This window comes from Hymenobacter sp. HD11105 (genome assembly GCF_054051685.1).
In genome coordinates, this window is sequence record NZ_JBSWBR010000001.1 from 1,378,320 (window position 1) to 1,399,343 (window position 21,024).

Sequence of the window (21,024 nt, forward strand, 5' to 3'; positions counted from 1 at the left end):
GTCATCGCGGTAGATAGTTTTAAGTGAACGTGTTGGCTGCAAGCTCGTCTGCAACGTTTTTATGCAAGCTTATCAGTGGCATTAGGGGCTTATTATCCCTACATTTCGTTTGTGCGTACAACTGTTTGCTTACGACTTCTTCTCTCCACTTCTTATGAAAATTACTGACCTCCGCACCATGCGCGGCCCGAGCTACTGGTCTGTCAAGCACCTGAAGCTTATTGTGATGAAAGTTGACCTGGAGGACCTGGCAGAGAAATGGTCCAACGCAGTTCCAGGCTTAGCAGGTCGCCTTACGAAGCTATTACCTGGTTTAGGACAGCCGTGCCCAGCCCCCGATGCATCAAAACAAGCATCAAAATATCCTCCGCTGACACTGGAGCAGCTTACCGATGGCGAGCCAATGTGCCATGTCATCCAGCACGTAGCGTTGGAGTTACAGCGTTTGGCGGGCATGCCGGTGTATTGGGGTAAATCATATCCTTCAGAGCACGAAGAAGGAGTTGAATACGTTGTGTTTTCTTATCAGGAGGAGCGTGCTGGCCGCGTAGCCGCTCGTGCCGCGGTGGAGATAGTGGACGCCTTATGTCGGAAAGAAAAGGTCGATATTAAGCCCATTATTACAGAGCTGCACAATATTCGGGAGGAAGAGTTCTTTGGGCCTAGCACATACAGTATAATTGCGGAAGCTGTTGCGCGCAATATCCCTTATATCCGCCTCAAGAATACGTCCGTTATTCAATTGGGCTACGGTGTAAACCAGAAGCGAATTCAAGCTACTACTTCTACCAACACCACGTTTTTTGCAGTAGACATTGCGGGTAATAAAAACCGCACAAAAGCAATGCTTGCCGATGCGGGTATTCCCGTACCCCGTGGTACAACGGTGTATTCACTCGATGAACTACGCACAGCCATTGAGGAGCTAGGGTTTCCTATCGTGACGAAGCCCTTAGACGGGAATCATGGCAAAGGGGCCAGTATTAACATCACAGATTGGAAGACAGCTCAAACTGGCTTTAAAGAGGCCCAAATATACTCCCGGGCTGTCATCGTGGAGCAATTCATAGAGGGCTTTGATCATCGCCTGCTAGTTGTAAATGGCCAGCTTGTGGCAGCAGCCAAACGCAAGCCCGCTTCTGTGCTAGGTGATGGAAAGAGCACAATTCAGGAGCTTATTGACCGGGTTAACCAGGACTCACGCCGCGGTGAAGGCCACGAAAAGGTTCTAACCAAAATAAGGGCCGATAAGCACACAATGGCCATTCTCAAAGCTCGCGACCTGACGTTGAAATCGGTGTTGCCGGAAGGAGAAGAGCTGTTTTTGAAAAGCACTGCCAACATCAGCACGGGTGGCACAGCTACTGATGTAACCGATATGGTACATCCTTACAATGTGCTACTAGCGGAGCGTGCCGCCGGTATTATTGGCCTCGACATATGCGGCATCGACCTGCTCACCTCCGATATTGCTATTCCGCTTAATGAATCCCGCGGGGCCGTAATTGAGGTGAACGCCGCGCCTGGATTCCGCATGCATATTTCACCTACTGAGGGCCTGCCCCGGAACGTAGCGGCTCCTGTGGTAGATATGTTGTTTCCACGGGGCACTCCTTCGCGTATTCCTATTATGGCCGTTACAGGTACTAATGGCAAAACTACCACTACCCGCATGTTAGCCCACATGGTAGCTGCGCAAGGCTACAAAGTAGGCTTTACGACTACCGATGGTATTTATATTCAGGGCAACCAGCTAGAGCAAGGCGACTGCACTGGGGGGCAAAGTACCGAGTTTGTGCTGCGCGACCCTACTGTAAATTATGCTGTGCTAGAAGTAGCACGGGGCGGTATGCTCCGCTCAGGCCTGGGATTTGACGTCTGTGATATCGCTATTGTGACCAACGTAGCCGCCGACCACTTAGGCATGCGCGATATCTATACGGTAGAAGAAATGGCAGCCGTAAAGGGTGTGTTGCCGCGCACGGTATGCAAAAGCGGCTGGGCTATTCTCAACGCCGATGACGACTTGGTGTATGCAATGGCTGAACGACTGCACTGCCGCGTAGCTTTCTTCAGCATGAATGAAAAGAATCCACGCATTCTCGACCACGTTGAATCTGGTGGCGTAGCCGCTGTGTACGAGGAAGGATACGTGACTATTTATCAAAATAGCTACAAGCTGCGTATCGATCGGGCCGTTGAATTTCCTATCACATTGGGCGGTCGTGCTACTTTCAACATTGAAAACAGCTTAGCGGTAGCGCTGGCAGGTTACGTAGCTGGCTTTTCGCGCGATTCTATCAAAACTTCTTTGCGCACCTTCATTCCCTCCGCTGCCAAGACTCCCGGCCGCATGAACGTGTTCAAGTTTCCGGAATTTGAGGTGATTGTAGATTATGCCCATAATACGGCAGGCCTGACCAAGTACGCTGAGTTTTTGGATAATACACCAGCAACGCACAAGGTAGGTATCGTATCGGGATTAGGAGACCGGCGTGATGAGGATACCATAAGCTTCGCGCGCGTAGCAGGTAGAATTTTCGACGAAGTTATTCTTCGCCAAGACAAAGACCTGCGAGGTAAAACGGGAGAGGAAATATATGCCTTGATGACCCAAGGCCTCCGTATGGACAAGCCTGACCTACAGATTACCTATATCGAAGACGAAACAGAAGCCATCAACCACGCCCTCCATACTGCTCAGCCAGGTTCGGTGATTAGTATTTTCACGGAGAAAATCCCCGCTACTTTAAAGCAGCTAGAAGAGTTCGAAGCACAAGTTGTGCAGGCGTAAGAGCCACTATTTCAGCTACAAAAAAGCCCCCCAGATTTTGTCTGGGGGGCTTTTTTGTAGCTGAAACGAACTGGATTCTACTTCAGCGTGAAAGTTGATTTGCCAATCATCACGCCGCCTTCATACAGTTCAACGGTGTGAAGGCCAGTTTTGTAAGCCGCACCTTTTGCGTACACAAACTGCACAGGTTGACGGGTGTTATCGTACACGATGTCCTGCTTAGCGGTGTAGAAGGCTTCTGAGCCATCAATCATGAAAGTGCCCCCACCGGTGCTCAGGTTATATAGTGCCGAGCCATCAGGCTCCACAAGACGCATCATAATCTGCTTGGTTTCTTTCGGCGACACGTCGTTGCGGGCAAGGTTGAAAGTTACCTTGATTTTCTCCACACGCTTAGCCTTGAACTCGTTGTCGTCGTCGTCCTTCTCTTTATTGCGAGCGTTAATCACATTCACGCGAATGTTGTCGGCCTGAAGGCGAGAAGCTACGGCTACCTTCTCCGAAAGCTCTTGGTTGGTGCGAGCAATAGTCGAAATCGTGTCGGTCAGCTTGTTCTGACGCTCTTTTAGCGTGGTCGTTTCGGTGTACAATACCTCATTGTCAGCTTTTAACTGGGCAATTTCTTCGTCCTTTTTGCGTAGCTGCTGCTCCAGATTGGTAGCGCGGTTGCGGAAGCGGGCCTGCTCAGCCAGCGAGAAGCTGCCTTTGCGGAAAGAACGGAGCTTGAGCAAATCAGAGTTGATAGCGGCTATGCGCGCCTCCAATGAGTCATTGGCCAAGCCCATGGCTTGTACTTCCTGGCTTTGCCGCTCAAAATCGGCTTTGAGTGTCTCGTACTGTTTAATTTGTTCTTCCAGCCGCACATCCTTGGCTTTTACCTCGGCTGTGAGCTGCTCGTTTTGCTTGCCTTTCTGGTTGTTCATGTAGAAAAGCAAGGCATTAATACCGGCCAGAACCAGAAATAGAGCCACTATCAGCAGAAGACGGCTCTTGTTTTTAGGCTCCGTGTTTTCGTTTTGTTCCATTGAGGAAGGGGGATTGGTTGACTGATACGATAGCGGTCGGCTAGTTAAGCGGGTACACTACCTTTACGCACAAAAATAAAGGACTTACCCACGTGGGCAAGTGCCGGCCCTAAATACTCCATCTGAACGAATATGGATTTGCTGCTCGACGAAACCTATTGGCGAACTCGCTATACCACCGGTCAAACGGGTTGGGATGTGGGAGCCATAACGACTCCATTGCTAGATTATTTTAGTCAGCTAGGCCCACCCGACGACCGGCGAATCCTTATTCCAGGTGCCGGACGTGGTTATGAAGCCGAATATCTGCACAAGCAAGGTTTTACCAATGTTGTGGTAGCTGATCTGGCGCCTGAGGCATTAGAGGCTCTGCGGGAGCGCGTACCTAGCTTTCCTAAAGAGCATTTAGTGCAAGCTGATTTCTTTAACCTGCCCGCCGAGCCACCTTATGATCTGATTGTGGAGCAAACATTTTTTTGCGCCCTACCTCGCGCTTTGCGCCCAGAGTACGCTCGTCAATGCGCGCATTTGCTGCGGCCGGGGGGCAAATTAGTGGGCTTGCTGTTTGAAACAGACTTTGGCGCATCAGCTGAGCCTCCGTTTGGTGGCACCCGCAACGAGTATCGCACGTACTTTGAGCCGTACTTTGAGTTTATACATTTCGATACTGCCTTCAACTCTATTCGGCCTCGCCAGGGGAGAGAGTTGTTTATTTGCCTGCAAAAGAAGTAATACCAAGCTCTGACGCAATCAGTCATGGACCGGCGTCGACCTTGCTGTTCTCATGGTTATCACTAATTAGTTTGCCAAGCTCTAAGTTGGCTTCTCTATCTCCTTGCTTATGTTCAGCTCCCTCGAAAAAGCCCTGCCTCACTTTCGTAATACCAATTCCGGCCAATTTTTTCTCATGGCTGGCCCCTGCGTGATTGAGGGCGAAGACATGGCCCTACGCATTGCCGAGCGCGTGCGTCACATCACTGACAAGCTGCAAATCCCCTACATCTTCAAAGGCTCTTACCGCAAAGCAAATCGTTCGCGCCTCGATTCCTATACCGGTATCGGCGACGAAACGGCCCTGCGCATTCTGCAAAAAGTAGGTCGCGAAATCGGCGTGCCCACCGTCACCGATATTCATGAGTCTGAGGAAGCTGCCATGGCCGCCGAGTATGTGGATGTGCTCCAGATTCCAGCCTTCCTGTGTCGCCAAACCGATTTGCTGTTAGCTGCTGCTAAAACTGGCAAAGTGGTTAACATCAAGAAAGGCCAGTTCCTATCAGGCGAGGCTATGCAGTTTGCCGTTGATAAAGTGCGTCAGTCGGGCAATGAGCACGTAGTTCTTACCGACCGCGGCAACTCCTTTGGCTACGCCGACTTGGTGGTTGACTTCCGTAATCTGCCCGTGATGCAGCGCTTCGATGTGCCCGTCGTGATGGATGTAACGCACTCTTTGCAGCAGCCCAACCAAGCCAGCGGCGTGACCGGTGGCCAGCCTGCTCTCATCGAAACCATTGCGAAAGCCGCCATTGCTGTCGGGGCCGATGGATTGTTTATCGAAACGCACCCAACGCCTGCCACCGCGAAGTCAGACGGGGCTAATATGCTGCCGCTGGATCAGTTGGAAGCATTAATGGTGAAGCTCACGCGGGTTCGGGAAGCAATACGATAAGCCAGGGAAGGCTATACTTTCAACAGATTAAGCGGACAGCCGCCGAACTCGGTCCAGGATGTTATCCAGCGCATTATCGAAGCGTAAGGAGAAATGCTGCTTTGGCTGATTTTTGCGAAAGAAGACCAAGCCCATATAAAACAAATCAATCGTTAGGGCTACCTCTGGGTGCACTTTAATGGCCTCCCAAGCACGATTCATCTCAGATGACCAATGGATGTCGTCGAACACGAATACGCTTTGGTCGGTGCGATGAGTGAGGCAGTGCTCAAAGTAACGAAGGGTAGGTTCGTAGCGGTGGTTGCCATCGAAAAAAGCAAAATCGATAGATCCAGGCAGCGCAGCTAGGGCAGGCGCAAGGGTATCGTCGAGGTTGCCTTCGATGAGCTTCACATTGTTCAAGTTCAAGGCGTCAAACGTCGTGCGTGCCACTGTAGCAGTAGCGGGACAGCCTTCGAAGGTGATAACGCGGCTGTGGCTCGAAGGAGTTGCTAGGTAAGCCGTAGTCAAGCCCAAGGAGGTGCCCAGTTCCAGCACGGTGCGCGGCTGGAAATGATTCACTAGCCGAAATAGCAACTGTCCAAGCTGCCGAGGCTTAGCGGCAGTGCGGGCAATATCGCTGACGCGGCGCTGCTGGCCGGCGCCGGTGTGCGAACCGGCCCCGAAGTCGCGTATTGTTATGGTTTCCTTGCTGGCTAACAATTCGGCCCGGCGTTGCTCTACAGCTGCGTAGGGGGCGAAAAAACCGGTGTGGCGCACCACGGTGGTATACAGTGCAAAAACGAACGGGGAATGCAAGCCATGTGCATTCCCCGAGCGGAGCAAAAATCGAATGTAACTGAGTGCTTGGTAAAGCAAGTACTTGGGATTGCGGGTTGAAAAGGCGTGAGCTTGAAAGTCAAACTCACCACTCGCCGCTAATTTAGTCGATACGGTACAACCAGCGTAAACTCAGGAATTACAACCGTGAATTCGCGGCCATCGGCGAGGCGCTCCATTTGGTAGGTGCCGCGCATCTTGCCAAGGCCGGTTTTGAGGTTGCAACCCGATACATACTGGTGCGATTCGCTAGGCTCGAGCACTGGTTGCTGGCCCACTACGCCTTCGCCTTCCACTTCCCGCACCACACCGTTGGCATCGTAGATGTGCCAATGACGTCGCAGAAGCTTCACTGTATATTCGCTGTCGTTGCGAATATCAATTTTGTAAGCAAACACGTAATGCTCCTGGCCAGGGCTGGAGTAATCGGGTAAATAGTTGGTCGTAACACTTACAGTTACTCCTTGCGTGGTCGTAGTATTCATAGCGCCTGGACGGGTTCGGTGGATAACTAACAGCCGTTTCTAGAATTTGGTTTATCTACGCAAGCAGCTACTGGAAAGGCTTGCTGAACCCATAAAAAACTTTTCCCTATGTCCATAAAGATAGAAGAAAGCTGGCGCAAAGTACTACAGGACGAGTTTGAAAAACCCTATTTTCAACATCTTACCGCCTTTGTCCGGGGCGAGTATGCCACCACCACCGTGTATCCGCCTGGGGGACAAATCTTTCACGCCTTCGATGCCTGTCCTTTTGATAAAACCAAGGTCGTGATCTTGGGCCAGGACCCCTACCACGGCCGGGGCCAAGCGCATGGCTTGGCTTTCTCCGTAGCCGAGGGAGTACGCACCCCACCATCCCTGCAAAACGTTTTCAAGGAGCTGCAAGCCGATTTGCCCGACACGCCGCCCGCACCCAACGGCAACCTTGACCGCTGGGCTGAGCAAGGGGTACTTCTGCTCAATGCTACGCTCACCGTGCGCGCTGCCGAGCCCGCCTCGCACCAGAAGAAAGGCTGGGAGCAGTTCACGGATACCGTTATTCAGCGGGTTTCGGACCAGAAAGAGCACGTAGTGTTTATCCTTTGGGGGGCATCTGCTCAGAAAAAAATAGAGCTGATAGATGAGAAAAAGCACCTGGTGCTTAAAGCCGCGCACCCCTCGCCTTACGCCGCCGATAAAGGCTTCTTTGGCTCCCGGCCTTTCAGCAAAACCAACGAGTACTTACGCCAGCACGGCCTAGAGCCCATTAAGTGGTAATAGGTGCACTATAAGTTTCTTCATTAACAAAAAGCCCCCCAGCAATGCGCTGGGGGGCTTTTTGTTAATGAAGAAACTATAGAGGATAACTCTAAGATGCGATTTATCGGATGACGTTGAACAAGCGGCTCCAGCGAATTTTGTTGAAGAAGTCGGCGTATGGGTCAACAGAAAGCCAGATGAGAACAGCTTTGCCAACGATATGGTCTTCGGGTACAAAGCCCCAATAGCGGGAGTCGAGCGAGTTGTGGCGGTTGTCGCCCATCATGAAGTAGTAATTCTGCTTAAAAGTGTAGCTCGTCAGCGGCTGACCATTTTGCTGGATCACGCCATTGGTGAACGTGATGCCTTCGTTGCGCTCGTAGCGCATGATGATTTTTTGATAAATAGCCGAATTCTCAGCAGTTAGCTGCACCGTCTGGCCCTTCTTCGGTATTTCTAAGGGGCCATAGTTATCCCGATTCCAAGGGAAAGCAGACGTTGGCAAGCTGTGCGGATAATCTGGGTTATTAGGAAATACCTCGGATTCACCCTGACCGGGCTGAGCCACTTCCTCTACCACTCCCTTGATAAAGGGCTGCTGCTTGAAATAAGCAGCAATGGTGGAGGTAGTATTTACCACGTAGGCGGGGCCCATGGCCGTAGTCTGGGGCTGAGGCACACCATTGGGCATGTTGGAGTCCGTTACGGCCAAGTCCTGAAACACCTTGTCGCGCACCTGCTCGGTTACCTGCAAGTAGTAGCTCGACTGCATCTGCGGTGGGTTCTCCGATGGCTGACCATTGATATACACCTGCGTTTTCTTGATTTCCAACACGTCGCCGGCTACAGCCACGCAGCGCTTGATGTAGTTGGTGCGTAGGTCGGCGGGGTGCTGGCTCTCGAAGGGAATGTTGAACACCACCACGTCGCCGCGCTTTACCTCTGAGAAACCCGGCAGGCGATAAGACGGCAGTTGAATAGCATCCGAATAGCTCTTGATGTCGGTGCCCCAAATAGTCTGGTGGGTAAGCGGCACTTGCAGCGGCGTTTGGGGTGTGCGTGGGCCGTAGTGCAGCTTGCTCACAAACAGGTAGTCGCCGACCAGTAGGGAGCTTTCCATGGAAGGCGTAGGAATGGTATACGCTTCAAACGTGGCCCAGCGGATGAGCGAGGCAACCACCACGGCGAAGAGAATGGCGTCGCCCCACTCCCGCAAAAAACCTTTAGGCTTTCTTGGTGCTGTTTCGGTAGCGGAGGTTTTCTCCCAGAATTTTACGGCCATAAAGCAATACGAAAACGGGCAGCACGCTGCCCAAGCAAAGCAAGGATACTATTGAGAGATTAAATATCCGAATTAATGCAGGAATATGATCCAGTGCAGATTGCACCCAAACTGCGCTTAGCGCATTTGTCGTTACGGCTCTAAGCCCCAACGCCGAATGCGACGTGACGCGTTCCTATAGTCCTAGTAACTCGTTCATGCCAAATACGCCCTTACGACCCGGCAGCCATTCAGCGGCTAATAACGCTCCCTGCACAAACCCATCGCGAGTATGCGCCTCGTGCTTTAGCTCAATGGTGTCGGCGGGCGAAGAATAGGTAACAATATGCGTCCCAACCACTTCACCTGTGCGCTCCGATAGTACGGCCAACTCCTGCGGAGCGGTAGTAGGCTCGTTACGCCAGATAGTCTTGGTAGGGAAGTGACGAATGATGGCCTGCGCGGCAGTAAGAGCGGTGCCACTGGGCTGATCTACCTTCTGGGTGTGATGAATCTCGCGCACTTGCACATCGTAACCACCGAAGTGGTGCATTTTGGTGGCGATGTACTCGTTGAAATGAAAGAAGAGGTTTACGCCTACGCTATAGTTGGAAGCGTAAAAAAGCCCCCCACCCAGCTGCTTGCACAGGTCGCGGGCCTCTTCAAAGTGATGCAGCCAACCGGTAGAGCCACACACCACGGGCAAGCCTTGGCGCAGAGCCGCGCTCACGTTGGCAAAGGCGGCATCGGGGTGGGTAAACTCAATGGCCACATCAACAGTGGAAGAGTCAAAGTCGGAGATGCGCACATCGGGCCGCGAGGGATCCACAATGCCAGCAATCTGGTGGCCTCGGGCAATAGCCTGGGCCTCAATGGCCTGGCCCATCTTGCCGTAGCCAATCAGCAGCAATTTCATTTCGTTGGGCGGGAAGTAGACTTCAAATTTAAACTAAGTGCAACGCCAGCTGTGGGTTGCGCTGTGGGCATATAGAGCAAGGTCGGCTCCACCCGTAGGCTTAGGTCGTCACTTACGTCGAAGTCGCGCAAATGCGCATCAACTAACGCATCGACCACCCCAATTGCGTAGGCCACAGCCGAGTAAGCAATCCATAGGTCGCGCTTACGGCGGAAGATAATTACGCCGCGTTGCACATTGGCATCCAGCTCGATTAGGCTGGAACGCGGGCCCGTATCGATGGTAGCGGGGTCGCCATCGGTGCGAGCCGCATAGCCTAACCGAAACTCCCGGAATAGGTCTTGGTAATAAAACTCCACGGTAAGGGCAGTGCCTAGGGCTCCGTATACCAGCGGCAACTTCCAGTATTTGCGATTATAAATCTGGCCGGCACCGGGCACCATGGCCGACAGCATAGCCGCTTTAGCGGGCCGCGTAAGGTGCAGGCCAAATAGCCGTTCTGTCCGGCGCGTGGTATCGGCAACGGCGGGCGTACTAACCTGCACTGAATCGGGGCCAGTGGTTACGACCTGGGCTTGCGCCGATTGCGCCAACGGTATGCCCACGAGCGCAGATAAAATCGCCGCTTTCCAGTACCCGGTCACGTATTGCTGCTGATTAAGACGGTTGAAGAATGTGAAGTATGCGCTGCATATCTTCTACCGAGTCAAACGCAATTCTGATCTCTCCATTGCCCTGGGGACTGGGCTTCACCTGCACGCGGCTGCCAAAGCGGTCGGAGAGGTGACGCTCGGTGCGGCGCAGTTCGGCTACGGGCACGGGCTGGGGGGCATTTTCGGGCGCTTTCTGACCAGCAGCGGCAGGTTGAGCGGCCGCCGTGCCACCGCGCACAATTTGTTCAACGCGTCGCACCGAAAGATCTTCGTTTACGATACGGCGGTACAGCAACAGCTGCTGCTCAGCATCCTCAATATTGATGAGCGCACGGGCGTGACCCATGGATATTTCCGCGTCGCGCAGCCCGATTTGAATATCGGGGGGCAATTTGAGCAGGCGCAGGTAGTTAGTCACCGTCGAGCGGTTCTTGCCTACTCGGTCGCCTAGCTCCTCCTGCTTCAGGTTGCACTCGCTCACCAGACGCTGGTAGCTGAGAGCAATTTCAATAGCGTTAAGATTTTCGCGCTGAATATTCTCAATAAGTGCCATTTCCAGCATCTGCTGGTCGTCGGCCTTGCGGATGTACGCCGGAATCGTATCCAATCCGGCCAGTTTGGAAGCCTGCAAGCGCCGCTCCCCACTGATCAGCTGATAGGAGTTGGTGCCCATCTGCCGTACGGTCACGGGCTGGATGATACCCTGAATCTTGATCGATTCGGCCAGCTCCTGTAGTGCTGCTTGGTCGAAGTGGGTGCGAGGCTGATATGGGTTGGCCTCAATATGAGCCACCGAAATAAAGCCCACCGAATTAACCGGATGCGACACAAGCCGCTCGCTTTTCTTCTCGTAGCTGCCTTCAATGAGGGCGTTGAGCCCGCGACCTAAGCCACCAATTTTGCGCTTTGGGACCGACGCGGGGGTCTTTTCTTCGTTCTTCTCTGACATACCTACTAACAGCCTGAGCCCAGTACCGGACCAAAGCGGGATTCAAAAATACACAAACGCCCGGGAAGGACCCGAAATTTTACTGTTACTCTTTGCAACGCCCGAAAACAAAAGACGGCGGGTGGATGCCACCTGCCGTCTTTTGTTTACTCGCCGCCCAATGGGAGCTTAAGCTGCTTCATCTTCGGCCGCTTCGGGGTCGGCTTCTACCGAGTTCTTCTCCACAATCTCGCGGGCCAGATTCAGGTAGCTAATGGCTCCTTTGCTGTCCGCGTCGTGCAGAATAACCGGAATGCCGAAGCTCGGCGACTCGCTCAGCTTCACGTTCCGAGGAATGATGGTGTCAAATACTAACTGCTGAAAGTGCAGCTTTACTTCTTCCACCACTTGGTTGGAGAGGCGCAGGCGCACATCGTACATGGTGAGCAGAATGCCTTCAATTTCCAGCTCGGGGTTAAGTCGGCTCTGAATGATTTTGATGGTGTTCAGCAATTTACCCAAACCTTCCAGCGCGAAGTATTCGCACTGGACCGGAATAATTACCGAATGCGCCGCAGTGAGAGCATTAACTGTAATCAAGCCTAAGCTCGGCGAGCAGTCGATAATAATGAAGTCGTACTGCTCGGCTAAGGGGCGGAGCGCTTCCTTCATTTTCTCCTCCCGGTTGGGCAGGTTAATCATCTCTACTTCGGCACCTACCAAGTCAATATGGGAGGGCATGAGGTCGAGGTGAGGCAGAATGTTGGTTTGCAGAACAATATCCTGAGCATTGATGCCATCCACCATGCACTCGTAGATACTGTTCTGAATGTCTTTGGGGTCAAAGCCCACGCCGGAAGTAGCGTTGGCCTGCGGATCGGCATCTACGAGTAGGGTACGGTATTCCAAAGCCGCCAAGCTAGCCGCAAGGTTGATGGAGGAAGTAGTTTTGCCCACCCCGCCCTTCTGATTGGCTACCGCGATAATTTTTCCCATGTGGGTTACTTCTTACTTGTTTATGATGAGCGAATGAGTGGATGAATGCTTAATTATCTACTATCACACATTCACTGATTCACCCATTCACTCATTGTTATTTACAACTCCATGGTCGACCCGATGGCCATCAACACTAATTCTTTGCCGGCCTCCGTGGCCTGCTTCCGGGCCGCGTCGTGGTTTATCTTAATAGGGGGGAAGGTATCGTAGTGCATGCCAATAAATTGACGTACGCCTACCCAGTTGGCTGCTTCAATGGCGTCATCTACGCCCATGGTGAAGTTATCACCAACCGGGAGAATAGCAAAATCCAGCTCGTGCCGCTCGCCGATGAGCTTCATGTCGTAACTGAGCGCAGTGTCGCCGGCGAAGTAAAAGTTTTTCTCGGCGGTTTCAATCACGAAGCCCGCTGCTAGGCCAGCGTAGGAACCGTCGGGCATGGAGCTGGAGTGCGCCGCGGCTACCAGCTTCACAGTGCCAAAGGGCAGCTTAACTTTGCCCCCCAGGTTCATTTTGTAATTGGCCTTCAGGCCTTTCGCTTCAAACCAGCTGAGCACTTCAAACATGCCTACTAACTCTGCTCCGGTGCGCTTGCCAATTTCCTCAGCATCGGCTACATGGTCGCCATGTCCGTGACTTAGGAGAATAAAATCAGCCTCAATTTTTTCCACTTCAATGTCCTTAGCCAACTCGTTGGGGCGGATAAATGGGTCGAAGAGCACCTTGATGCCTCCAATTTCAGCCAAGAAGCAAGAGTGGCCGTAGTAGGTCAGTTTCATAAATAAAGCGAAGCGGAAAGGAGCGGTGAGACGCCGATTTAGCGTTACACTTGCACCGAACTTAGCACAAATATACACTGTTTCGCCTTTCCCATGTTTTCGTTTTCGCGTCGTTTTGCTGGTTTTGTCCTCCCGTTGCTCACGGCATTAGTTGGATGTGGCAGCCCGAGCAGCCCCACTGATGAGCGCCGCGTTTTTCGCTACAATCAGCCCGAGGCCCTTACTTCCCTCGACCCAGCCTTTGCCCGCAACCAAGCTAATACCTGGGCCACGACCCAGCTATACAATGGCTTAGTAGAGTTGGACGACCAATTAAAGCCCGGCCCGGCTCTAGCCAGTAGCTACGATATTTCACCCGACGGGCGGCGCTATACCTTCAAGCTACGGCCTGATGTATTCTTTCACGACAGCGAAGTATTTCCGGGGGGCAAAGGCCGACGCGTCACGGCTCAGGATTTCGTCTACAGCTTCCGCCGCCTCCTCGACCCAGTGACGGCTAGCACCGGCGGCTGGATTTTTCGGGGTAAGGTGCTGGAAAACAAGGCCGGTGAGCCGTCGGATACGGCTTTCGTGGCGGTGAATGACAGCACTGTGCGCATTTATTTACAGGAGCCGTTTATTCCCTTCCTGAGCATCCTGACTATGCCGTATGCCTACGTGGTGCCGCGCGAGGCGGTGCAGCGCTACGGCAAGGACTTCCGGGAGCATCCGGTGGGCACAGGGCCGTTTCGGTTTCACGATTGGGACGAAGGCAACGCTATTGTGTACCACCGCAATCCGCGCTACTGGCGCAAAGATGCCCAAGGCCAGCAACTGCCCTACTTAGATGCCGTGCAGATCTCCTTTATTCAGGATCGTAAAACTGAGTTTCTAACGTTTCAGCAGGGCAAGCTTGACTTTGTGAGCGGTATCCGCGCCGGTTCGCGTGACTTGATTCTGCACCCCGATGGCACGGTGCGCGAAGACTTCCAAGGTAAGTTTCGCTTTGAGAAAGTGCCGTATCTGAACACCGAGTATCTAGGTATTCAGCAAGATCCAACCAATTTGCGCGGTGATGCGGCCAACCCGGCCTTGCGCGACAAGCGGGTGCGGCAGGCCTTAAGTTATGCTCTTAATAAGCCGGAGCTGATTGCTTATTTCCTGAATAATGTGGGCCGACCTGGCAACTCGGGCTTTGTGCCTGCCTCTCTGCCCTCATTTAGTGAAAAGCTGGTTCCCGGCTACGCTTATCAGCCCGAAAAAGCCCGCGAATTGCTCACCGCGGCCGGTTATGGCGCCGGCAAACCTTTGCGGCTGCGCTTGGGTACCGTAGCTGAAACCAAGGAGATAACGGAGTATTTGCAGAAGAAATGGGCCGAAGTAGGTGTGCAGGTAACAATTGATGTGAGCCAGGGCGCCGCCCATCAGGAAAACGTGGACAACGGCCGCGCCGCCTTCTTCACCAAGTCTTGGCTAGGCGATTACCCCGACGCGGAAAACTATCTGGCGCTGTTTTACAGCAAGAACTTCTCGCCCGCTGGCCCTAATAAGACGCATTTCAAAAACGCCGCCTACGACCGCCTTTATGAGCAGGCTCAACTAGAACAAGACACCGAAAAGCGCTACGACCTCTACCGGCAGATGGACCGCATCATTGTGGAGGAATGCCCCGTTATTCCGATGTATTATGATGAGGTAGTGCGGCTTACTCAGAACAATGTGCAGGGTCTGAAACCGAACCCAATGAACCAACTAGTGCTGGAGCGTGTGCAGAAATTGTAGCGCGAACTAAGGGTTCGCGTTACAGCCTGTCAGGTCTCAAACATACATAAAAAAGCCCCCCAGAGTAGTTCTGGGGGGCTTTTTTATAACGTAAAAGCCTTACTTATTCTTCGATTTGGCGGGACCTTGCTTGCGGGCTTCAGCTTCGCGCTCCTGAGCCGTTTTCATGGCTTCGGCGAGGCGGGCTTGGAAGCCGCCGGGCTTCTTGTCCTTGTTCTTTACTTTGTTGGCTTCGAGCTGAGCGCGGAGCTTGGTCTCATCTACGAAGCGGCGGGTAAGTGCCTGCTGACCGAAGGTGATAACGTTAGAAACGAAGTAGTACCAAGTGAGGCCGGCGGCGAAGCTGTTCAGCACAAACAGGAAAATCAGCGGCATCAGATAGCTGTAGAACTTCATCGGGCCTTGCATGGCCGTGTTGAGTTGGTTGCTCTGCCAAGTCATCAGCAGGGTGGAGGCCGTCATGAGCAAGGTGAACATACTGACGTGACTGCCATAGTAAGGAATAGTGAAAGGTAACTTTGCGAATACGTCGTAGCTGCTGAGGTCTTTAGCCCACAAAAATGCCTCCTGCCGCAGCTCAATAGAGTTAGGGAAGAAGTTGAACATGGCAAACAGAATTGGGAGCGTGAGCAGCGTGGGTACGCAGCCACTAAGCGGACTCACGCCCATGGAGGTGTAGAGCTTCATGGTCTCGCTCTGCACTTTAGTCTGGTCGTCGCCGTACTTCTCTTTTATCTCATCCAACTCCGGCTTTAGCACCTTCATGCGTGCCTGTGACACGTAGGTTTTGTAAGTCAAAGGCCAGGTAACCAGTTTAATAAGCAGTACAAGTAGGGCAATGATGATACCGTAGCTGCTAATGAATTGCTCCAAAAAGTGGAATACTGGAATTACGATGAAGCGGTTCATCCAGCGGAAGATGCCCCAGCCCAGGTACACGTTGCGGTCGAAGCCGGGCGTCACTTCCTTTAGGGTTTGGAAGGAGTTGGGCCCGAAATAATAACGGAACTGGCCTTTACCCCCCAGCACATCGGCGGCTGGAACGGTGAGCGTGGAGCTCAGCGTTTTGATAAATTTATTGGTAGTATCTGTGGCGGCGGGCACGTTGGAGTTGAACTTGCCCGTGCTAAACTGGTTCTGCGCAATCAGGCCGGCCACGAAAAAGTCGTGCTTGTGCGCGGCCCATTTTACTGGCTCGTTGATGACAATTTCCTCGGGGTCTTCGCTGGCTTCGGCTAAAGAACCATCGTCATCATTAGCCAAATAGTGGTTAATGGTGGTGTGGTTGCGGTTCTGAGCACGGTCTTGCTCCGTCTGACGCACGCGGTCCAAGAAGGTGATGGTGATGGGCTCCTGAGCAATAGTGTTGCCCAGGCCGGTCATACGCAAGTCGTACCCAAGCTCGTAGGAGTCGTTGTAGAGCGTGTATACCTGTTCAATTTGCCCCCCAGCCACAGCAGCGGTGAAGGCGAGGCGCTGGCCCTGGCGGTTGCCCTCCGAAACCGGTTGCGCAGCGCTAGGCTGAAAATACAGGTCCGAAAAGCGAACAGTACGCCCGTCGGTGGTGCGGAAACGGGTGTCGAGCTTGGCGCTTTCCTTGTCTAGCAGGTCGAAAGGCTGACCAAAGAAGGTTTTGTACTTGTTCAGGCGGACGGCCTGCACCTGACCACCTTTGGTCGAGAACGTAACAACGAGGTTGTCATTGCTTAGCTGCACATCTTGAGCCGTGCCTTGGGCGGCAGTAGCAAAAGCGCCAAGCGTCTGCGCTGCTGCGGCCGAATCAAGGGGAGCGGGCGTAGCGGCCACTGCTGTGTCTGCCGACTGAACTGGGGTGGTAGCAGCAGTAGTGGTGGGCTTGGCGGGGGCTTTTTCTGGCGCTTCTTTCGGCGCGAAGAAAAACAGATAGATGAGGAGCAAGGCCGAAATCAAAAACAGGCCGGTTGCTGAGTTCTTGTCCATGAAGGGAAAATAAATGCGAAGGTGTTCGGTACTAAGGAAATAGCTGGAAAAAAGCCCCCCCAGCGCGTGCTTGCTGCCAGCAAAAATTCGGCAAAGCTGCTGCAAAGGTCGTTAGTGGCAGCTTATTTTATGCAGAAGCTTAAAATTCGGACGAGCTGACAGGTAAATACCTGCGGTTTTAAGCCAAAGAGGAACTTGACTGAGTGGTGAACACGAACTCAGTCAAATTCCTCTCCTTGTTCTTAATCAATTAGTTACACCTCATTCTTATGGTGCTGAATAGCGGCCCGTACGAAGCGCACAAATAACGGATGTGGATTCTCCACGGTGCTTTTCAGCTCAGGGTGAAACTGCCCGGCCACAAACCACGGATGGCCATTTAACTCCACTACTTCCACAAGGCCCGTACCCGGATTGGTGCCCGAAGCCACCATACCCGCCGCCTCAAATTCCTTTAAGTACTCGTTGTTGAACTCGTAGCGGTGGCGGTGCCGCTCGCTGATGTGGTTGCGGCCGTACGCCTTGGCCGCTTTGGAGCCACGGCGCAGGTCGCAGTCGTAGGCGCCCAGGCGCATGGTACCGCCTTTTTGAGTGATGTTTTTTTGCTCCTCCATCATGGCAATGACGGGCGTAGGCGTGAGCGGGTCCATTTCAGTGGAGTTGGCGTTGTTTAGCTGCAACACGTTTCGTGCAAACTCCACCACGGCCACCTGCATGCCTAAGCAAATTCCGAAGAAGGGAATGTTGTTTTCGCGGACGTAGCGCACGGCGGCCACTTTGCCCTCGAAGCCCCGCTCGCCGAAGCCGGGCGCTACGAGCACGCCATTTACACCTTGTAGCAGCTGGGCCACGTTTTCGGGGGTGATGTGCTCCGATTGAATACTACGTAGCGTGACTTTGCATTCGTTATGCGCCCCGGCGTGCACGAAAGATTCGTTGATAGACTTGTAGGCGTCGGGTAACTCCACGTACTTGCCCACTAGGGCAATGGTCACTTCCTCGGTCGGGTTTTTCAACCGGCCCAAGAAGTCCTTCCAAACTTCCAGGTCCGGCTGTTGGGCGCCGCCCGTAAGCTTCAAGCGTTTAATCACCCGATCGTCGAGCTGCTCCTTGAGCATGAGCAGCGGCACGGAGTAAATGCTGTCGGCATCGAGGCTTTCGATAACCGAGTTGATTTTGACATTGCAGAAAAGCGCGATTTTACGGCGCATTTCCGCCGGAATCGGGTGCTCGGAGCGGCACACCAGAATGTCAGGCTGCAAGCCCGCCTCGCGCAAGTCACGCACCGAGTGTTGGGTGGGCTTCGTTTTTAGCTCACCGGCCGCCTTCAAATAGGGGAGCAGGGTGAGGTGAATCACCAGCGAATCGTTAGGGGGCAATTCCCAGCGCAACTGGCGCACGGCTTCGACAAAGGGTAGACTTTCGATGTCGCCGATGCAGCCGCCGATTTCCGTGATGATAACGTCGAACTCGTCGCCCTGGCCTAGCAGCAGCATGCGCCGCTTGATTTCGTCGGTGATGTGGGGCACTACTTGCACGGTTTTGCCGAGGTAGGCGCCTTCGCGCTCCTTGCTAATCACGTGGTTGTAGATGCGGCCCGTGGTTACATTGTTGGCCTGGGAGGTGGGCGTGTTTAGGAAACGCTCGTAGTGGCCCAGGTCGAGGTCGGTTTCGGCCCCGTCGTCGGTCACGAAGCATTCGCCGTGCTCATAGGGGTTGAGCGTGCCGGGGTCGATGTTGATGTAGGGGTCGAACTTCTGGATGGTGACCCGAAAGCCGCGAGCTTGTAGGAGCTTGGCTAGGGAGGCAGAAATAATGCCCTTGCCTAGGGAGGAGGTCACCCCGCCGGTGACGAAGATGTACTTGGCCGTTGCAGTCGGGGAGGAGGTATTTCGGTCTGGCATAACGGGAAACAAAGTTAGACGGAATATCTCGGGCGGCGAAGTTTTCGGATGGGGAATGCCAATTTTAGGTTCATTGGCTCGCAATTCGCTGATTACTCACTTTGGCTTCCATTTTAGTTGCACTTATCGGCCGCGCGGGTCACTCCACAAGCGAAGACACAGTAAAGAGGAGCTTTGCTACCACAAAAAAGCCCCCCAGTGCTTTATTTTGGGCTTTATTCTGTGCATATTGCAATAATAACTACTCAGCAATGTCACCCTACTTCCGCTTTTTCGCTTTCTTGATTTTGCTGTTGCTGCCGCTTAGCGCCGCCGCGCCGCGCTATGGCTCTTTCAGCAGCGATGACGAGGAGGAAGAAATGAGCGTTAACCGGGGGAAAGGACCGCGCTGGTTGAACAAAATGGTGTCGGAATCGGCCGTGCTACGTCAGCATCAGGTTGGAATTAGCATTACGGAGGTAGAAACTGGCGAGAAACTATACGAGCTGAACGCCGACCGCTACTTCACGCCCGCCAGCAACATGAAGCTGTTTAGCTTCTACGCCGGCCTGCATCTGCTCGGCGATTCGCTGCCCAGTCTGCGCTACGTGGTGCGCGGCGATTCGCTGCTGTTCTGGGGTACCGGTGACCCCACGCTGCTGCACGGCGACGTGCCCTCGCGCCGGGCCTTCGACTTCTTGGCAAAACGGTCTGAAAAGCTTTTCTACCGCGAAATTCCGATGACGGAACCCTCCTTTGGGCCGGGCTGGGGCTGGGACGACTACAATTACTACTATCAGCCCGAGCGCTCGTCTTTCCCCGTCTATGGCAATGTCATTCGCTTCTACGCCGGGCCAAACAAGCGCCCGGCCGTACGTCCGCGCTTCTTCAACTCCGTTGTAAAAGAGGCACCCGCCGGCTTTCCGCACCCCGCCGACGACCACGTGCGCCGCGAGCTAACCGACAACCGCTTTGTGTACTTTGTGTCGCCTAAAAAGTGGATTGACGAAACGCCTTTCCGGCCTAGCTCTCAGCTGGTGCTTCAGCTACTACAAGACACGCTGCGCCGGCCCGTTATAAATGCCCCCTGGCGGCCCGTGCGTCCGCAGGAAACGGTGCGCACCCTGGCTGGCTTGCCCGCCGATTCGTTGTACCGGCGCATGCTGCAAGTGAGCGACAACCTACTGGCCGAGCAGCTGCTGCTGATGTGTTCCGCCCGCCTCCGCTCCGATTCGCTGAGCACCCAAACTGTTATTCGGGCTGTGCGGTCACAGTATTTACAAGACCTGCCCGATGCGCCGCGCTGGGTTGATGGCTCGGGCTTGTCGCGCAAAAATTTGGTGACGCCCCGCACCATGTCGGCCTTGCTGCTCAAGCTGCACCAGGAAGTGCCGGAGCCGCGCCTGCTGAGCTTGCTGGCCGCTGGTGGCGGGCACGGCACTTTGCGCCGCGTGTATCGCGATGCCTCGGGCCCGTGGTTCTGGGGTAAAACCGGTACGCTCAGCAACAACCACAACGTATGCGGCTACCTGCGCACCCGCAGGGGGCATTTGTTAGCTGTAACTTTCATGAACAACAACCACGTGGTGGAGACTACCGTGGTGCGCCATGAAATGGAGCGGGTGCTGAAAGAAGTGCGCGAGCGGATGTGATTCGCGACTTTGCGTATATGATTCTTATCGTTGATAAATTTCTTAGCTATACAGCCCGTTATTAGAACTCAGAATTAAGCGGAAGCTGAGGAAGTGCAGCGCCACTATTTCTGGTCTCTGACGTCCTACGAGCGGATTGCGCTGGCCTTGAAGCTGAATCGGTAAGCAAGAGCCATCTACCCTAGCAAGTCTGGTGAATCCAGATGTACTTCTTGCCGTTCCAGTAAATCATACCTCCGCCCGTTTCCTCCCTTCCTATTTCAATAGCTGGGTGCTTGAGTCGAACGGTTCGGGCGCCAGATGTGTCGCCCGACTTATCAAACAAGGTTTCAAGTGTGCTGGCTTTGGTAAATAGATTCCAATAATCAACCCACTCAAAATTGCTTTGAAGCATATCGGTACTGGTACCAGACCCTGTACCCACAACATAATGTGTAGACTGGCCCTGATGAAATATTAAGATACCGCGGCTACCAGTAGCCCGGCGCGTGATAAGAACGGCGACGTCTAATTTGCCGTCTCCGTTAAAGTCGGCTCGTAAATAGGTAGGCTTCGCGTAGGCCGCAAAACTAAAAGACTTACTAAGTTCGGCTTGAGTCCAACGAGCTTCTGCCCAAGCCGGGAGAACCGCAGGTACAGTAGTTGGGCGAGCAAAAATCAGTAGGCTGGTGAGTACTACTTTCAGCAT

At 53.5% G+C, this 21,024-nt stretch carries 18 protein-coding genes; 6 read left to right on the forward strand and 12 right to left on the reverse strand.

Features of this window, described 5'->3' with window-relative positions:
* Nucleotides 1–154: 154 nt before the first annotated feature.
* On the forward strand, nt 155–2,794 hold the full coding sequence (gene cphA, locus ACW9KT_RS05980) for a cyanophycin synthetase (protein WP_457078456.1): 2,640 nt from the start codon (nt 155–157) through the stop codon (nt 2,792–2,794).
* A gap of 77 nt (nt 2,795–2,871) precedes the next feature.
* On the opposite strand, the gene ACW9KT_RS05985 is transcribed toward cphA, so the two are convergent.
* A complete protein-coding gene (locus ACW9KT_RS05985) occupies nt 2,872–3,819 on the reverse strand; it encodes a hypothetical protein (RefSeq protein WP_457078457.1) in 948 nt (315 codons plus the stop codon).
* Between the two features lie 132 nt (nt 3,820–3,951).
* Between ACW9KT_RS05985 and ACW9KT_RS05990 the strand changes: the two genes are divergently transcribed.
* Together ACW9KT_RS05990 and kdsA are read left to right on the forward strand one after the other, a co-directional pair.
* Nucleotides 3,952–4,551 carry a methyltransferase domain-containing protein gene (locus ACW9KT_RS05990; RefSeq protein WP_457078458.1) on the forward strand — a complete coding sequence of 200 codons (600 nt, stop codon included), beginning with the start codon at nt 3,952–3,954 and terminating at the stop codon, nt 4,549–4,551.
* Nucleotides 4,552–4,660: 109 nt separating this feature from the next.
* Nucleotides 4,661–5,485 (forward strand): 3-deoxy-8-phosphooctulonate synthase, encoded by an 825-nt coding sequence (gene kdsA / locus ACW9KT_RS05995; protein ID WP_457078459.1) that lies wholly within the window; start codon nt 4,661–4,663, stop codon nt 5,483–5,485.
* A gap of 27 nt (nt 5,486–5,512) precedes the next feature.
* Here kdsA and ACW9KT_RS06000 read toward each other — a convergent pair whose 3' ends face one another.
* Both ACW9KT_RS06000 and apaG read right to left on the reverse strand, forming a co-directional pair.
* Nucleotides 5,513–6,310, reverse strand: coding sequence for an O-methyltransferase (locus ACW9KT_RS06000; protein WP_457078460.1), 798 nt, complete (start codon nt 6,308–6,310; stop codon nt 5,513–5,515).
* Between the two features lie 92 nt (nt 6,311–6,402).
* Nucleotides 6,403–6,789 carry a Co2+/Mg2+ efflux protein ApaG gene (gene apaG / locus ACW9KT_RS06005; RefSeq protein ID WP_457078461.1) on the reverse strand — a complete coding sequence of 129 codons (387 nt, stop codon included), beginning with the start codon at nt 6,787–6,789 and terminating at the stop codon, nt 6,403–6,405.
* Nucleotides 6,790–6,897: 108 nt separating this feature from the next.
* Between apaG and ACW9KT_RS06010 the strand changes: the two genes are divergently transcribed.
* Nucleotides 6,898–7,563, forward strand: a complete 666-nt coding sequence (locus tag ACW9KT_RS06010; protein ID WP_457078462.1) for a uracil-DNA glycosylase — start codon at nt 6,898–6,900, stop codon at nt 7,561–7,563.
* 103 nt (nt 7,564–7,666) lie between these two features.
* Here ACW9KT_RS06010 and lepB read toward each other — a convergent pair whose 3' ends face one another.
* The 6 genes from lepB to ACW9KT_RS06040 all read right to left on the reverse strand — a co-directional run bounded on the left by lepB (nt 7,667) and on the right by ACW9KT_RS06040 (nt 13,081).
* A complete protein-coding gene (lepB, locus tag ACW9KT_RS06015; protein WP_457078463.1) occupies nt 7,667–8,827 on the reverse strand; it encodes a signal peptidase I in 1,161 nt (386 codons plus the stop codon).
* 175 nt (nt 8,828–9,002) lie between these two features.
* A complete protein-coding gene (gene dapB, locus ACW9KT_RS06020; protein WP_457078464.1) occupies nt 9,003–9,722 on the reverse strand; it encodes a 4-hydroxy-tetrahydrodipicolinate reductase in 720 nt (239 codons plus the stop codon).
* Nucleotides 9,719–10,327 carry a DUF5683 domain-containing protein gene (locus ACW9KT_RS06025; RefSeq protein ID WP_457078465.1) on the reverse strand — a complete coding sequence of 203 codons (609 nt, stop codon included), beginning with the start codon at nt 10,325–10,327 and terminating at the stop codon, nt 9,719–9,721. The genes dapB and ACW9KT_RS06025 overlap by 4 nt, the downstream gene beginning before the upstream one ends.
* Nucleotides 10,328–10,379: 52 nt before the next feature.
* Complete coding sequence (locus tag ACW9KT_RS06030) at nt 10,380–11,324, reverse strand: ParB/RepB/Spo0J family partition protein (protein ID WP_457078466.1); 945 nt, start codon at nt 11,322–11,324, stop codon at nt 10,380–10,382.
* A 168-nt stretch (nt 11,325–11,492) separates the two neighbouring features.
* Nucleotides 11,493–12,299, reverse strand: coding sequence for a ParA family protein (locus tag ACW9KT_RS06035; RefSeq protein ID WP_457078467.1), 807 nt, complete (start codon nt 12,297–12,299; stop codon nt 11,493–11,495).
* A 101-nt stretch (nt 12,300–12,400) separates the two neighbouring features.
* Nucleotides 12,401–13,081 (reverse strand): metal-dependent hydrolase, encoded by a 681-nt coding sequence (locus tag ACW9KT_RS06040; protein WP_457078468.1) that lies wholly within the window; start codon nt 13,079–13,081, stop codon nt 12,401–12,403.
* Between the two features lie 93 nt (nt 13,082–13,174).
* Between ACW9KT_RS06040 and ACW9KT_RS06045 the strand changes: the two genes are divergently transcribed.
* Nucleotides 13,175–14,842 carry an ABC transporter substrate-binding protein gene (locus ACW9KT_RS06045; RefSeq protein WP_457078469.1) on the forward strand — a complete coding sequence of 556 codons (1,668 nt, stop codon included), beginning with the start codon at nt 13,175–13,177 and terminating at the stop codon, nt 14,840–14,842.
* 99 nt (nt 14,843–14,941) lie between these two features.
* Here ACW9KT_RS06045 and yidC read toward each other — a convergent pair whose 3' ends face one another.
* Nucleotides 14,942–16,801, reverse strand: coding sequence for a membrane protein insertase YidC (gene yidC, locus ACW9KT_RS06050; RefSeq protein ID WP_457078470.1), 1,860 nt, complete (start codon nt 16,799–16,801; stop codon nt 14,942–14,944).
* A 254-nt stretch (nt 16,802–17,055) separates the two neighbouring features.
* A complete protein-coding gene (locus tag ACW9KT_RS06055; RefSeq protein WP_457078471.1) occupies nt 17,056–18,705 on the reverse strand; it encodes a CTP synthase in 1,650 nt (549 codons plus the stop codon).
* Between the two features lie 251 nt (nt 18,706–18,956).
* On the opposite strand from ACW9KT_RS06055, the gene ACW9KT_RS06060 reads away from it, so the two are divergent.
* Nucleotides 18,957–20,336: a D-alanyl-D-alanine carboxypeptidase/D-alanyl-D-alanine-endopeptidase gene (locus ACW9KT_RS06060; RefSeq protein ID WP_457078472.1), complete on the forward strand. Its 1,380-nt coding sequence runs from the start codon at nt 18,957–18,959 to the stop codon at nt 20,334–20,336.
* Nucleotides 20,337–20,517: 181 nt separating this feature from the next.
* On the opposite strand, the gene ACW9KT_RS06065 is transcribed toward ACW9KT_RS06060, so the two are convergent.
* A complete protein-coding gene (locus ACW9KT_RS06065) occupies nt 20,518–20,730 on the reverse strand; it encodes a hypothetical protein (RefSeq protein ID WP_457078473.1) in 213 nt (70 codons plus the stop codon).
* Nucleotides 20,731–21,024 lie beyond the last annotated feature (294 nt).